Source organism: Paenibacillus sp. J22R98 (assembly GCF_059383835.1).
In genome coordinates this window covers 199,530-213,603 of sequence record NZ_JBXENW010000006.1, presented here as the reverse complement: position 1 = coordinate 213,603, position 14,074 = coordinate 199,530, and the positions used below count along the sequence as shown (strand labels likewise).

The window sequence follows — 14,074 nt, the reverse complement described above, 5'->3', positions numbered from 1 at the left end:
CATGTCGCGATCCAGCGTCTCAGGCGGAACAAGCCCATCACCATGATGGACATTGAAGCCTTTACCGAGATGCTTGAAGCAGAAAAACCAGGCACAAAAGAACAGTTTAACGAGCTGTTCGTCTCAGAAAGCGAAAGCTCGTTTGGGCTATTTGTACGGAGTCTGCTTGGGTTAGAACGAGAGTCGTCACTTGAGCTATTCGCCGATCTGCTTCAAAAAACCGATTTAAATGAAAATCAAATTACGTTTATCGATATGATTATCGATCATCTCTGCGAAAATGGTGGGCTTGAGCCGGCGAAGTTACTACAGGAACCATTTGTTCGAATGCATAAGGACGGGGTCCTGGGACTCTTCGATGAGTCGACTGCTTTTAATATCGTAAAGATCGTGAACTCAATCGAAGAAACGGCTAAGGTCAAAACGGGGTAATTGTAACAGCTTTGATTGATGGTAGCACTAGAAATTAGCCTGGCAGGTGTTTGCTGCCGGGCTTATTTTTATGGCAATTTGAGACGGGAGGTCCTCAGTCGCTGTCGTAAAATTGAACTATGGAAGACAAGTATACCCCGAATAATTTATGTTGGATCATGTTTTGTTTTTTCAACAATAAAAATAGTTCGTTTTTTTGTTTGTATGAGCGTCGTTTCGACAAAATACAAAGATTTAATCCTATATAATTGGGAGTGGGAAAATATTACTAGATCTTAATTGCTATCGGTGAAAATAAATAATTATGATCATTCGAGAGGTGATAAGAGTTTATGGGGTTTCAAGTATCGAGTATAAGAGAAATAAAATTCGAGGATATACATAGCTTGACGGATTATATCGAAGCAGAATCGAAGAGAATAGTCCTTGTTCCGATTTTGGCATTCATAGAAAAGAAATCCAAATTTATAGATGATCAGTTATTTGGTTCTGGTAGTGATTATGTGAACTTTAATGAAGAAGGATTCAGGCAGTTTTGTTACATTTGCAAATTACCTTTTGGGTTCATTAACAGTATCAACGAGGTAGGTCTTACAACATTGGTGATAAATGACTATTTTTCATCAAAATTCAAAAACTTGGATTTGCAGAAATATAACTTTGTTCTTGATGAATCTACAATGACTGTGATCGGTGTTGTCAGTAATGCTTATTATCCTTACAGTAATAAAAGATTTCTTGATGATGTATTTCAAACATTCTCAAGATTAAAGAATGATTACGATCTTGTGGAGAGCTACAGTATTAATACGAATATATATATCAGATTACTATCTAAGAACTTAGAGGTAGGAATTATTCGTGGGAGTGGAGGAAATGGGACCGATAAATCTCAAATAGGTATTCAATTGTGCAACAGTATGGTCGGTCAAGGTTATATTACTGCTTCATACTATGTCTATCGTCTTATCTGTGCTAATGGATTAGTAATAAAGTCCAATGAAAGTGCTGGGAAAGTAAGGCATATTGGAAATGAAGAAACTTTTAATAAACGGTTACATGAGAATGTTGGTCCGGTTATAGAAAAGATAAAAACTGTTCCAAAGCTAATAAAAAGTTTGGGAGATATCGATTTTGATGCATATCGATTTGTTAAAGCAGGAGGATCTGATTTTGTTTATAGAATTATACCATTAAGCGCCGGAGAACACGAAAAAAGAAAAAAATTAAAAGGTGCTACTCTTATAGAATTCGATACGGAGAAGATTTTTGAATATATGAATAAGTATGCTGGTGCGGTATACAAATCACAATGGAGATCAAATCAAAGCATGTTTGATTTTATTAATTTATTTACAGAGTATGCCCAGCAAAAAAAAATACAAAAGCGAATCGAAATCGAAGAAAACAGTGGGGAACTTGTAAATTGGATTTTGGAAAATAAGAGAAAATTCAAGTAGTTGAAAACAATATTGTTATTAATAACATTGTAACCGTTAGAAAGGAATGATTATATATGTGGGGGTTAAAGAGAGGTATGAATGAGTTAAGTGATTTCTTCCCTCCAGGTACGGCTACTAGCAATCTTATGATAACGGATATGAGAATTCCGCATTATCGAGAATTCCTTTGGAAAATTCACAGACAATCAATTCCAAAAGAAGCCCTGAATTGGAAAGGTCCTAATTTATCCAATTATAACGATTGGGAGGAGTATTGGACCTCCCAATATTTTATTAGTGAAGGATACGGTATAGTAAAAAACTACAATTTAGTGGCAAGAAAATCAAAGTATATCGAAAACAATGATCTCATTCGCTGTTTGATTGGAGATATAAATGTAGAGAATTTTATTTACACAGCTAGAGAGTGGAATCGAATGGGGTATTCAGTTTCACCAAAACTCGATATGTTGGTATACAACAAAGATGAGATATTTTTTGTAGATGTGAAGAGAGCAAGACGTTTTGAAAAGCCTGATAGATTAAGGTTTATGTTGTTGGCAAAGGAGAAATTGGGAACGGAGATTAGAATAACAACAATGGATGCTTTATTCCCATTTTCGCTTGAAGTACACTAAATTGCTTTTCTGGCTCTACACAGCCGGTGTAAAAGACTAAGACTGTCTTCCAAAATTGATTGCGTTGCCGCGCTAAATGCAGCTTTGTTTCGAAGATTGGTTCGGTTCCGTCGTGGGTGCTTGACATATCAGCTGTACCGGCAATCGTCAAACAGGACGGTGCGCCCCCGGGTTACCAGCTTTGTTCATGGCTTACACAAAATCGGTTGGCGGAATACCAACTCGTTAATGGTATCCACCTAATAATCCGAGGGCGGATATCGTAATAAAAAGGGTAGCGAAAACTGCCCATAAAATGATAATGCTTTACACGACTGTCAGGCTGCTGAACTGGGTCGCACCCTTGCCGTGGCTGCACAGTCGAGAGCATTAGCCGGTTATGCGACCTTAGCTTGCCGTACATATCCCGTTAACGCCGCCCAGGGCGCCGTTAACCCCTCTCGGACAGAGTGGCAAAGTCTCGTTTTTTACTTCGTTCTTCGTTCGCCTGATACCGACTTTTGACTGAAATCGACAATCGTTTATTGATATACTAGCCTTAGAGACTAAGAATTATAATAGACTCGTCAATAAATTTAAGGTTGTGCGCCATGAAACGTGTGTGCTTTCCCAAAAATATTTCGTCAAAAAAGCGATACTATCTACGAATTACATGGGACCGCTCAAAACCAATATTAACAGCTGTATTACTGAATCCAAGCATCGCCAATCAGATAAGACGTGATCACACCTCTGACTTCATGGTAAAGCTTGCAAAGGCTAAAAATTTTGGCACTCTTATCCTTGTGAATGTCATTCCGTCAATTGAAAGCAAATCTTCAAATATTAATCCTGACGTTCATAATTTTGATTATAAAAAAAATAATAGGTACATTTTAAAAGCCCTTCAATTAGGGCATTCAGTAATCGTTGGTTGGGGTGAAAAAGGGAAAGTTGCCTCTATGCAATACAAACCACTGCTCGAGAAATATAATAGCAAAATATATTGCTTGATGAGAAATAAGGACCGGGAAAAGACTCCAACACAAGCAACATACTTCATTCGAGTGGTAAATAAATTAAAAATAAATCTTTCCGAATATAACCTTCCAAAATTTTGAGTACCATACAGCGGGACCACGAAACCGAGACTTGGGGGGACAACTGAATGGAAAAACGAGAAATTATCAAGAAAATTATTGAAGTAGATACAATTAAATCAGGTAAAGTTAACATTATTTCATTCTATAGAAATAGTAAGCAGATTGACGTCGAAGGTTTGCGTCTAAGACTAAGATCTGACCATCCGAGTTCGAAATACGAATACTCCCACCATCTAGATTATGAAGATATTCAAAAACTTAGCCGAATCTTCACAGGCATATATACATACGAAACTGGAAGCAAAGAAGAATGGGATTACCAAATAAAAAATGAGTTTGAAAAAATAATTCGAGACGGAAAATTTATAAAGACCTCGAAACGAAACGGAATTCCTTACATGGTAACTTTATTAAAATGGGTGGAACCAAACTGAGGGTTGACACATGGAGTACGTAAGTGTTTCACCTGTAACCCTAAGCTTGTTACACCTGTCTCAATTCAACCAAAGACGGTAATTGAACATGTTTTTCTTCAAAATAAAAGACGATATTATACAGTTTAAAAGTCAAGTGCCCGCTGTATTTTCTCGATTTCGAGAGGTTCCAGGTGCACATCTGACAATGATGGGGATGTTGGTACTATCGTAGTGTGAATACCCAATGGAGTGGGACATCTAGCTAAAAAGAAACGAAAAAAACCGGACAACAGTTCCGGTTTTTTTTCGTTTCTGCAAAACCGGGTATATGAAGGTGGGCTCTACTGTTACAAAGCGATTTTGACAAACATAACCCATACCGCTTTGTAAGTCAGTTTCAGCGCAACGTCTGGACTAACTTCCACCCATGTCAGATACTCCGTCTTGTCCATCGCTTCGACCTCACGAAGTGCCACCCAAAACTGATCCAGAAACTCCGTTTTCGATTTTGCCCACCAGATTGGCATTTCCGTATTAGGATTGAACGTCATCATCCATTCCCGCGTGAATACGTCCGCGTCTGACTCAAGAAGATCCAGCGTCGGAAGAATCCATCCCGCCGCATTTACCACCACATCACGGATCGGAAGAAGGCGATTTAGGAGTTGATTTTCCTGGTGATCGTCCGCGAAATGCTGGTTCTGCTGCATCAGTATGACTGGTATCGGAAGCCATTTGGTAAGTTCTGTCAGTTCTTGTTCCCACCACTCTATAGGCATGTGTTCTTCCCCAGAATGGCTCGAGAGAAGAGGTTTACGCATCAGCAAAAACGGCGCTGTCGTCCAGGTACCAGGACCGAACAAGTTCTCGCAAATAGAAGTATCCGAAGGTGAAGCATCGCGGGAGCGGAAAGCCGCCAAATGGGTCTCTCCCACCTCGGTGGCTTTCAGTTCATACTATAGGACGAGTTGGTTAATGAAAACCCACTACGGAAATCAGAAATTAATCCTTGCGTACGAACTTTCTTTTCATCTTCGTAAGCTGCAGCACGTATCGATTCTACTGCCTCTAGGGGCTGAGGATCTCCTTTCTCAGCTCTCCCGTATCTATTTATGCTTCACCGATATTCCTGTCTCCGTCCATTTACAGAAAAAGTATAACGTTTCATAGCCAAATTGCGGCAGCTTCTATATTAAGAATCTCTAAATTCGGCTGGAATTACACGCCATACGTCATTAAGCAGTGCAAGCAACGCGCCTACCGAACCGTCTAAAACGTTCGTGTCCTTAGGGAACATTTCCTTAAAGCCCTCTAAGCGTTGGACGGAACGACGAACATCAGTAGCCGTCTGTTTGATTGGGTGAGTTTTTGAATTCATTTTTTATTTCTCCTTTCATTTAATGTGTGATACTACAATACCCGCCATATCGGATACAGTAGAATCGTACATTGGGTTAATTTTCTTCTCTTTATTATAATGTATAGTATTGATAAAAATGTCGTAATTAAAAAACTAATTTTAAGTATGGCTCATACTTGACAATGATATTGGGCGGATGTATGATATTACCAAGAGATGGTCGAACATGACATTGAGGAGGATGATCCGCAATGAAGACGGTTGCTGTGATTGGAGGGTTTAAAATTGAGACGATCGAAATGATGGCAGCAAAAAAGGGAGGTGTAATACAACTTATGTTCCATGATGGTAAAATGAAAAGTAAGCAAGGGGTTAAAAAACTGGAGAATATCGTTAAGCGATCCGATTTTGTTATTCTGATGAAAGATGCGTGCTCTCATCAAGGAATGTGGGATGCGAAGTCATTATCGAAACAGTACAACAAACCGGTATTTTACCAAAACGGAATTGGAGCAAGTGCAGCATTGGCAAAAGCAAGCTCATTCTTTGGTGTATAAAATTAAAGTATTGACCATACTATAAAAGTGTAGTAAATTTATTAAATATAAAGTATCGAAATTACAATGGGGGTTTGATTGTGGAAAAAAGTTTAGTGAATTTAACGCTCGATCTGGTTGATAGCGCTAACGTTTTACGCGGGGAAACGGACTCGTCCCAATATAAGGAATATATAATCACTCTAGTTACCTATAAATTGCTTAGTGAAAAAAATCATGATTATCATATTCCTTCATCAGCTAAATGGCAGGATGTTACTTCGGTCGGTTTTGAAATTGGAATTCGATTGAATCAAGCTTTGAAAGAAATAGAAGAAGTAAACCCTCTCTTAAAGGGTGTGCTGACCATAAATAATTTTTCAATGCTATCTGATACGACTGTTTTTAAAATTACTTCGATTTTAAATAAATACACACTGAGTTCCAGTAACATAGCCGGTCAATTCGTTGATTACATCATTGAGAAAGAGGGGGCTCGTGCAGGGGAGTTTAGCAGTCCCAATCAAATAGCGCATTTGCTTGTACGACTGCTTAATATTAAAACTGGTTCAGTGTATGACGGAACAGCTGGATTAAACAAGTTCCTCATAGAAGCATTTGAGTTTTCTGATCGTAATGTCCATTTATATGGTCAAGAACTAAACAAATCCGTTTATGCTCTTGGGGTCATGAATTTGATTATTCATGGTGTGGATCCTGACTCAGAAGCCCACGTCAAACAAGGGGATACCATTCGAGATCCTCAGTTTATAGAAGATAATCGTTTGAAGCAATTTGACTATGTCATTATGAATCCGCCATTTGGTTTACCAAATTGGGGGCATACAGAAGCTGAAAACGATTTGTATGGACGGTTCCGGTATGGTATCCCATCGAAATCTTATGGCGATATGGCTTTTGTTCTTCATGCGGTTGCTTCTTTAAATAAGAATGGTAAAGCAGCCATTATAGTTCCTTCTGGCGCTTTATTTAGAGGGGCGGCGGAACAAAGGATTCGAGAGGGTCTGTTAAACGATGATTTAATCGATACGGTTATCAATTTACCTCCAAACCTTTTTGCCGGAACTGGGATCGCTACAGCCGTTTTAATCCTTAATAAAAACAAGGATGATAACATGAAGGGCAAAGTGATGCTTATCAATGCTGGAGCAGACTATGAGAAGGGGCGCAAGCAAAACATTCTCCGCGATAAAGATATCCAAAGAATCACGGATGCTTACTCAAATAAACAAGAAGTGGATCAATACTGCCGAATTGTTTCTTTAGATGAACTCCAAAAAAATGAGTGGAACTTGGACTCGAATCGCTACTTTGAGAGGAATGAAGTGAACACGAGGTTTGGGTTAGTAAGCATTAATCGAAAAAGGTATACCTCTGATATAACCATTAAAGATGTGGCTGAAGTCGTTAGAGGTAATCTATTGAATAGTAGCAAAGACGCCGCTGCAGCAGAAGAAACGTTTTACACCCATAGGATGATCAACCTAAGTGATATCCAGGATGGGGTAATTTTACTTGATAATCTAACTCCTTTGAACCTTAATGCCTATGCGACGCGGTCTGCTATGCGGTATGAGGTGCATCCCGGTGATATTCTGATTTCAAGTCGGGGATCTGCGGTTAAAATCGCCATTGTACCTGAAAACCAGGAACGATTGGTGTTATCCAATAACCTGATGTGGATTCGAGTCCGGAATCGCGAAAAATATGATCCGTACTTTCTGAAAGCATTTTTAACAAGCCCTATCGCCCAGCTTTATCTCGAAATGAACCAGCGCGGATCTATGATGACGGTACTAAGCCCTAAAGATATTGAAGGCATTCCGATTCCAGAATTGCCATTAGAACAGCAGCGGAAGATCGCGAAGCAGATGATAGAAGCTGACGAAAAGTATGAACGAGCAATCAAGGAAGCATTCGCGAGACAGTATGAAGAGTATATGGAGATCTACGATCAAATGGGGATTGCATATGCGATCGAAGAGATCGACTAATAAACGAGCAGTCCCCGTTTTCTTAAGATCAATCAAAAACGCTACTACTACTAATTTTTGGAGGCTACACAATGATTACAGGCGAAATTCGAAATAAAGTAGATGCAATATGGGACAATTTTTACAGTGCAGGTGTTTCAAATCCTCTTTCCGTTATCGAGCAGTTTACATACTTGTTGTTCATGCGGCAGCTTGATGAGCAGCAGAAGAAAATTGATCGGCAAGCAAGACTTGGCACCGTTATCGCAAAATCATTCTTTTCTAAAGAAGAAAACGATATTCGGTGGTCACAATTTAAAAATAAAACGAATCCCGAAGAGATGTTCATGATTGTAAAAGACAAATCGTTCATGCATATGAAAAATCTCGGTGGTGAAGAATCCAAGTTTGCAAGGCATCTTGAGAACGCCGTATTCATTATTCCGACCGCATCGCTGTTGCAGCGTGTGGTAGCTGGAATTGATGATCTCCTCACCACGATGGATGAGAAAAATGCGGGCAAAGATGAAAGTCAAAAGGATACGATGGGAGATCTGTACGAGTATCTACTATCTAAAATTGCAACTTCTGGAACCAACGGACAATTCCGAACGCCTCGTCACATTATCAAAATGATGGTTGATCTCATGCAGCCTACGCCAGGAGACACCATTGTGGACCCGGCAACGGGAACGGCGGGTTTCCTCGTTGCCGCGGCGGAGTATGTGCTTAAACATTACCGCGATGAGTTATTCGTTAAATCCGGCAATGAGCAACTGCAAGATCACTTCAAGAACGAAATGTTTCATGGCTTTGACACAGATCAAACCATGCTGCGTATTGCTAGCATGAACCTCATGCTTCACGGCATCGAGGATCCGAACATGGAATATAAAGATTCGCTTTCGAAGGGAAATACAGAATCTGAGCAGTATACGATGGTTCTGGCAAATCCGCCGTTTAAAGGCTCGCTTGATTACAGTGATGTAGCAGAAAATCTACTGAATAAGGTACGGACAAAGAAAACAGAGCTATTGTTCTTGGCGCTGATGCTTCGGTTGCTGAAAAACGGTGGACGCTGCGCGGTAATTGTGCCAGACGGCGTTTTGTTTGGATCTTCAAATGCGCATACTGATATTCGTAGAGAGATCATTGATAATCATAAACTCGAAGCCATTATCTCTATGCCTTCTGGCGTATTTAAGCCTTATGCCGGGGTATCGACGGGAATTATGATTTTCCGTAAAACGAGCATTGGTGGCACAGATCAAGTTTGGTTTTATGACATGCAGGCTGACGGATATTCGCTTGATGACAACCGCCGTGAACTAGATTTGAGCAAGCATGAGGAAAATAACATTCCGGATATTATAACTCGATTTAATAACCTTGAATCGGAGAAATCGCGTTCAAGGACGGAACAGTCCTTCTTTGTATCCGTCGATGATATTCGAGCTAATAAATATGATCTAAGCATCAAACGTTACCAAGAGCAGATTCGCGAAGAAGTGAGCTATGCTCCGCCAAAACAAATCCTTCAAGAAATTGCTAACTTGGAAGAAGAGATCACAGTAGGCTTGCAAAAACTGGAGGATATGCTGGGATGAATATTAAGCATTTTGCTTTGGGTGAGATTTGTAGGTTCACTTCAGATAGCGTCAAAAAATATGAAGGAATAAGAAGATATCTGCCAACGGGAAACCTACTGGAAAACGAACTTACGTTTGAGGAATATTCCTTTGATGAAAAGCCCTCACGGGCTAATCAAAATGTTGCTGTTGGCGATGTAATTTTCGCGAAAATGAAAGATACAAAGAAGGTATTACTTATTAATGAGAAATACCAAGATGTTATTGTATCAACCGGATTTAGTGTGCTACGTTCGGATAAAAAAAAGATAATTCCTGAATATCTGACCTATGTCATTAACTCCAGTTTATTCCAAAATGAAAAGAATAAGTTATCTAAAGGGGCAACTCAAAAAGCAATTAATGATTCTGATGCAAAACAAATAAGAATACCTGTTCCAGACATCAACATGCAATGGAAGATTGCTTCCGCTTTGTCAGAAGCAGAAACTTTAATAAATAAACGAAAAGAAACGATTGTCAAGTTGGATGAACTCGTTGAGTCAGTATTTTGGGATATGTTTGGGGATCCCATTAAGAATTCGATGGAATGGAAGATGGCTAAGTTAGAAGATATTGCCGAATTGAATAGGGGTAGATTTACCCCACGACCTAGAAATGACCCATCGTACTATAATGGGAGATACCCGTTTATTCAAACAGGCGATATTAACCGGAGCAATCATCGTTTAAAAGAATGGACACAGACTCTCAATGCAAAGGGTATCAAAGTAAGCAGGGAATTTACTAAAGGAACAGTAGTCATTGCGATAGTAGGTGCAACAATTGGCGCAACCGCAATACTTGAAATTAATTGCTATGCCCCAGATAGTGTTATTGGGATTTTTCCAAATTACAACAAAATTACATCCGAATATATTGAATATGTACTTAGATACTGGAAACCAATATTTTTATCACTTGCACCAGCGACTGCACGGGCTAATATTAACTTGGAGACTTTAAAGCCGATACAAGTTCCTTTACCACCTATAGAAAAACAGATCAAGTTTACTTCATTCTGTAATGAAGTAGAGAATCAAAAACAACAAATGCTTAATCAACTCGCAAAACTCAATGAAAACTTCCAATCCCTCTTACACCAAGCGTTTACCGGACGACTACAATTCCGTGAATCGAAGGTGGATGACTATGCCCTTAAACGTTGATTTTCTAAAAAACGATCCGCAGTGGCAAACGCTATATGAATACGCATCGGAAGCGGAAACGAACGTCTTCGTCAATCCCCGTACATCTTTGTTTTACAGCCGCGCGTCGCTGGAGCGCGCGGTTCGGTGGATGTATAGCCAAGACGGATACTTGGAGTATCCGGAAAAAGAAAAATTCACGTTAAGCGATCTGGTCCATACAAAGTCGTTTCAGGAGACGCTTCAACTGAGTCTGTTTCAGCCGATTAAGCTCATAATTAAGCTTGGCAACATGGCGGTTCATGATGATGCGCCGGTTACGAATGAAAATGCATTGCTAATCTTTGAGCATCTCTTTTTGTTCCTCAACTGGCTGCAAGACTATTACCTAGATAAGCCATTAAAGAATATAACGTTTAATCGAGATCTTATCCCAGTAACCACTAAAAAACTAGCGGAATCGACGGGTGATTTGCGGCGCATAGAGAAACAGGTCGAAGAGAAGGATGCGCGGATTCGAGAGATTGAAGAGGAAAACGCCAAACTGAAGAAAAAAATCGACGAACTTTCAGCCAGAAGCAGTAATCCACGATTTGAATTGACGCCGGAAAATGAAGCCCGTACTCGGCAGCTTATTATTGATGTGATGCTTCGTGATGCAGGTTGGAATCCGCATGGCGAACATGTACGTGAATTTGAAGTAGAAGGTATGCCGAATCGTACGGGGCTTGGCTTTTGCGATTATGTGCTGTGGTCTGACAGTGGACTTCCACTGGCGGTCATTGAAGTAAAAAAGACGACCCGCAGCGCAAAAGAGGGGAAAGATCAGGCGGTGAAGTACGCGGATCTGCTGCAGAAAAAGTATGGTCAGCGCCCCATTATGTTTTATACCAACGGATATCAAACGTGGATGTGGGATGATACGTTCTATCCTGAGCGCCAGGTATCGTCGTTCTTCTCCAAAGCAGATCTTGAGTGGGCGATTCAAAAGCGGACGGAGCGCAAAAACACAGCCGAATATAAGCCGAACGCATTGATTGCAGGTCGTGTGTACCAAATCGAAGCAATAACAAGGGTAGCAGAAAGGTATGAAGAGGGTCACCGGCGTGCACTTCTGGTAATGGCTACGGGGACGGGAAAAACAAGGACAGCAATTGCTTTTGTAGACTTCCTTAAACGGACAGGATGGGCAAAAAACGTGTTATTCCTTGCTGATCGTACGGAATTGGTAGGGCAAGCACAGGGAGAATTCAAAAAACATCTCCCGAGTGGAACAACCTGCAATCTTCTTGAGGATAAGGATGATCCATCGGCACGGATTTATTTTTCAACGTACCATACGATGATGGGGTTTATTGAACCAGGTAAAAGACCGAAATATTCCCCTGGACATTTTGATCTGATCATTATCGATGAAGCACACCGTTCCATTTACAATAAATTCGGGCTTCTATTTCAATACTTTGATTCCCTTTTACTTGGGCTTACTGCAACGCCAAAGAGTGACGTAGATCATGATACATACAAATTCTTTGGCTTAACGCAGAATGTGCCAACCTTTGCGTATGAGTATACACAAGCACTAGAAGACAAAAATTTAGTCCCGGTTAAACCAGTATCAGTGTTCTTCAAGTTCTTACATAATGGAGTCGACCGTAACGAGTTATCTCCGGAAGAACAGGAAGAATACGATGCTAAGATTTTACCGCTCAAAAAGCAAAACAAGGTGAAAGCCGAAGAACTCAATCAGTTTCTTTATAATCGGGATACGATTCGAAAAGCATTGGAGACGCTCCTCGAGCACGGAATTAAAGTAGAAGGTGGCGACAGGTTCGGGAAAACGATTATTTTTGCCCGAAATAAGGCTCATGCGGAACTGATCGTAGAGGTTTTTGATTCCATGGTACCTCATCTCAAAGGAAAGTTTGCTGCTGAGATTCACGACGGAATTACTTACGCAAGAACGCTTATCTCCAACTTTAAGCAAAGCGATAAAGACCCGCACATTGCGGTATCCGTCGATATGCTCGACACTGGGATTGACGTTCCGGAAGTTGTGAATCTTGTTCTATTTAAGCCGGTTCTTTCGTTAGCTAAATTTTGGCAAATGATTGGACGCGGCACACGCCTTTGTGAGAACTTGTTTGGACCGGGTCAGCATAAAACTCATGCGCTGCTGTTTGATTTTTGCGGCAATGTGGAGTATTTCAAATTTGGTCATAAGGAAGAGCCCAAGCCAATTCCACTTCATATTACAGGGCAACTATTTCAGGAGCGTGTCCATTTAGTCAGAGAGCTGTTTGCATCAGGAGATGCCTACGATGCTATCCGGCATGAAGTGATTAAGACCTTGGTGCAGCAGCTTAGCATTATGGATGAACATCATTTCGCTATTCGCCCCCATATTCCGACGTTGTTGAAGTTCCGTAAAGCCGAAAGCTGGGAGTGGCTTGAAGATATTGATGTGCACCAGCTAACAAGCGAGTTTGCCAAACTAGTGTATGATATGGAGCCTGAGGATAAAAAACGGGTTGACCTGCTGCATGTTCGATTACAGCGCGTTCTGCTAGGGGTTACGCTGATATCCGGAACGGATTCCAAGAAAAAGCAGCTGCAGGAGATAGCCAAAAATATTTATCAAAAACGAATGATTCCGCAAGTAGCCCAGCATGTTGAAATGCTGAAAGGGATCATGGATATTCGCTTTTTTGAAAGAACTTCTGCAATCGAGCTTAATGAGTGTCGTAAGGTGATCCGAGAACTGATTCGACTGCTCGATAAAGAGCAGAAGGTGATCGTGCACACTGATTTTGAGGATAAGTTGGTGAAGGATATCGTCTTTGATGGTGAACTCCCTTCATTCGGTGACTTTACGGATTATAAGAGCCATGTCAGTGATTATATCCGAAAACATCAAGATCACGTCGCTGTTCAAAGAATCCGGCGGAATAAGGAAATTACGCCGATGGATGTTGATGCATTTGCGGATATGCTCGAAAAGGAGCAAGTTGGCACCAAAGAGCAATTTAATAAGCTCTTTGTATCGAACAGTGAAAACTCGTTTGGTATCTTCGTGCGAAGCCTACTTGGACTAGAGCGATCTGCGGCTCAGGATGCTTTTGCTGCACTGCTGCAACGAGCAAACTTGAACTCCAATCAAATCAATTTCATTAATATGATCATCGATTACTTGACGGTAAACGGTATTTTGGAACCGGGAAAACTCCTCGACCAGCCGTTTGTTTCGCTTCATCATGAAGGCGTATACGGATTATTCGATGAAAACACAGTCGATGATATCGTGAATGTTGTTCAAACGCTAAAAGAAGGTGCTCGAGTCAAAATAAGCTGATGTTTGACATCAACACCGCAGCGAGGATTACCGAGTGAGAGAAACA

At 40.6% G+C, this 14,074-nt stretch carries 12 protein-coding genes; 10 read left to right on the top strand and 2 right to left on the bottom strand.

Translation table 11 applies throughout. From position 1 onward, the window contains the following. Nucleotides 1–9: 9 nt before the first annotated feature. The 5 genes from AC50Y3_RS18560 to AC50Y3_RS18540 all read left to right on the top strand — a co-directional run bounded on the left by AC50Y3_RS18560 (nucleotide 10) and on the right by AC50Y3_RS18540 (nucleotide 4,028). On the top strand, nucleotides 10–432 hold the full coding sequence (locus AC50Y3_RS18560; RefSeq protein WP_494820378.1) for a type I restriction-modification enzyme R subunit C-terminal domain-containing protein: 423 nt from the start codon (nucleotides 10–12) through the stop codon (nucleotides 430–432). Nucleotides 433–764: 332 nt separating this feature from the next. Continuing rightward, nucleotides 765–1,892, top strand: a complete 1,128-nt coding sequence (locus tag AC50Y3_RS18555) for a DUF932 domain-containing protein (RefSeq protein WP_494820213.1) — start codon at nucleotides 765–767, stop codon at nucleotides 1,890–1,892. 77 nt (nucleotides 1,893–1,969) lie between these two features. Next, a complete protein-coding gene (locus tag AC50Y3_RS18550) occupies nucleotides 1,970–2,512 on the top strand; it encodes a hypothetical protein (RefSeq protein ID WP_494820212.1) in 543 nt (180 codons plus the stop codon). A 590-nt stretch (nucleotides 2,513–3,102) separates the two neighbouring features. Continuing rightward, nucleotides 3,103–3,612 (top strand): DUF1643 domain-containing protein, encoded by a 510-nt coding sequence (locus tag AC50Y3_RS18545; protein WP_494820211.1) that lies wholly within the window; start codon nucleotides 3,103–3,105, stop codon nucleotides 3,610–3,612. 47 nt (nucleotides 3,613–3,659) lie between these two features. Then, nucleotides 3,660–4,028, top strand: a complete 369-nt coding sequence (locus tag AC50Y3_RS18540; protein ID WP_494820210.1) for a hypothetical protein — start codon at nucleotides 3,660–3,662, stop codon at nucleotides 4,026–4,028. A gap of 329 nt (nucleotides 4,029–4,357) precedes the next feature. On the opposite strand, the gene AC50Y3_RS18535 is transcribed toward AC50Y3_RS18540, so the two are convergent. Both AC50Y3_RS18535 and AC50Y3_RS18530 read right to left on the bottom strand, forming a co-directional pair. Then, nucleotides 4,358–4,789, bottom strand: coding sequence for a hypothetical protein (locus AC50Y3_RS18535; protein WP_494820209.1), 432 nt, complete (start codon nucleotides 4,787–4,789; stop codon nucleotides 4,358–4,360). Nucleotides 4,790–5,202: 413 nt separating this feature from the next. Continuing rightward, entirely contained in the window at nucleotides 5,203–5,388 is a 186-nt protein-coding gene (locus tag AC50Y3_RS18530; RefSeq protein ID WP_494820208.1) for a hypothetical protein, read from the bottom strand. 233 nt (nucleotides 5,389–5,621) lie between these two features. Here AC50Y3_RS18530 and AC50Y3_RS18525 point away from each other — a divergent pair, with 233 nt between their 5' ends. The 5 genes from AC50Y3_RS18525 to AC50Y3_RS18505 all read left to right on the top strand — a co-directional run bounded on the left by AC50Y3_RS18525 (nucleotide 5,622) and on the right by AC50Y3_RS18505 (nucleotide 14,028). Further along, the gene (locus AC50Y3_RS18525) at nucleotides 5,622–5,927 is read left to right on the top strand and encodes a DUF2325 domain-containing protein (protein ID WP_494820207.1); all 306 of its coding nucleotides are present in this window, start codon (nucleotides 5,622–5,624) and stop codon (nucleotides 5,925–5,927) included. Nucleotides 5,928–6,007: 80 nt separating this feature from the next. Further along, complete coding sequence (locus AC50Y3_RS18520) at nucleotides 6,008–7,921, top strand: N-6 DNA methylase (RefSeq protein WP_494820206.1); 1,914 nt, start codon at nucleotides 6,008–6,010, stop codon at nucleotides 7,919–7,921. A 71-nt stretch (nucleotides 7,922–7,992) separates the two neighbouring features. Then, complete coding sequence (locus tag AC50Y3_RS18515; RefSeq protein WP_494820205.1) at nucleotides 7,993–9,507, top strand: class I SAM-dependent DNA methyltransferase; 1,515 nt, start codon at nucleotides 7,993–7,995, stop codon at nucleotides 9,505–9,507. Next, nucleotides 9,504–10,697: a restriction endonuclease subunit S gene (locus tag AC50Y3_RS18510; protein WP_494820204.1), complete on the top strand. Its 1,194-nt coding sequence runs from the start codon at nucleotides 9,504–9,506 to the stop codon at nucleotides 10,695–10,697. Before AC50Y3_RS18515 ends, AC50Y3_RS18510 begins: the two co-directional genes overlap by 4 nt. Next, on the top strand, nucleotides 10,681–14,028 hold the full coding sequence (locus tag AC50Y3_RS18505) for a DEAD/DEAH box helicase family protein (RefSeq protein ID WP_494820203.1): 3,348 nt from the start codon (nucleotides 10,681–10,683) through the stop codon (nucleotides 14,026–14,028). The genes AC50Y3_RS18510 and AC50Y3_RS18505 overlap by 17 nt, the downstream gene beginning before the upstream one ends. Nucleotides 14,029–14,074: the final 46 nt, after the last annotated feature.

What these genes read in the sequence shown, in the direction of transcription:
- AC50Y3_RS18555 (WP_494820213.1), top strand. Translation starts at nt 765, where the DNA reads ATGGGGTTTCAAGTATCGAGTATAAGAGAAATAAAATTCGAGGATATA.
- AC50Y3_RS18550 (WP_494820212.1), top strand. Translation starts at nt 1,970, where the DNA reads ATGAATGAGTTAAGTGATTTCTTCCCTCCAGGTACGGCTACTAGCAAT.
- AC50Y3_RS18545 (WP_494820211.1), top strand. Translation starts at nt 3,103, where the DNA reads ATGAAACGTGTGTGCTTTCCCAAAAATATTTCGTCAAAAAAGCGATAC.
- AC50Y3_RS18540 (WP_494820210.1), top strand. Translation starts at nt 3,660, where the DNA reads ATGGAAAAACGAGAAATTATCAAGAAAATTATTGAAGTAGATACAATT.
- AC50Y3_RS18535 (WP_494820209.1), bottom strand. Translation starts at nt 4,789, where the DNA reads ATGCCTATAGAGTGGTGGGAACAAGAACTGACAGAACTTACCAAATGG.
- AC50Y3_RS18530 (WP_494820208.1), bottom strand. Translation starts at nt 5,388, where the DNA reads ATGAATTCAAAAACTCACCCAATCAAACAGACGGCTACTGATGTTCGT.
- AC50Y3_RS18525 (WP_494820207.1), top strand. Translation starts at nt 5,622, where the DNA reads ATGAAGACGGTTGCTGTGATTGGAGGGTTTAAAATTGAGACGATCGAA.
- AC50Y3_RS18515 (WP_494820205.1), top strand. Translation starts at nt 7,993, where the DNA reads ATGATTACAGGCGAAATTCGAAATAAAGTAGATGCAATATGGGACAAT.
- AC50Y3_RS18510 (WP_494820204.1), top strand. Translation starts at nt 9,504, where the DNA reads ATGAATATTAAGCATTTTGCTTTGGGTGAGATTTGTAGGTTCACTTCA.
- AC50Y3_RS18505 (WP_494820203.1), top strand. Translation starts at nt 10,681, where the DNA reads ATGCCCTTAAACGTTGATTTTCTAAAAAACGATCCGCAGTGGCAAACG.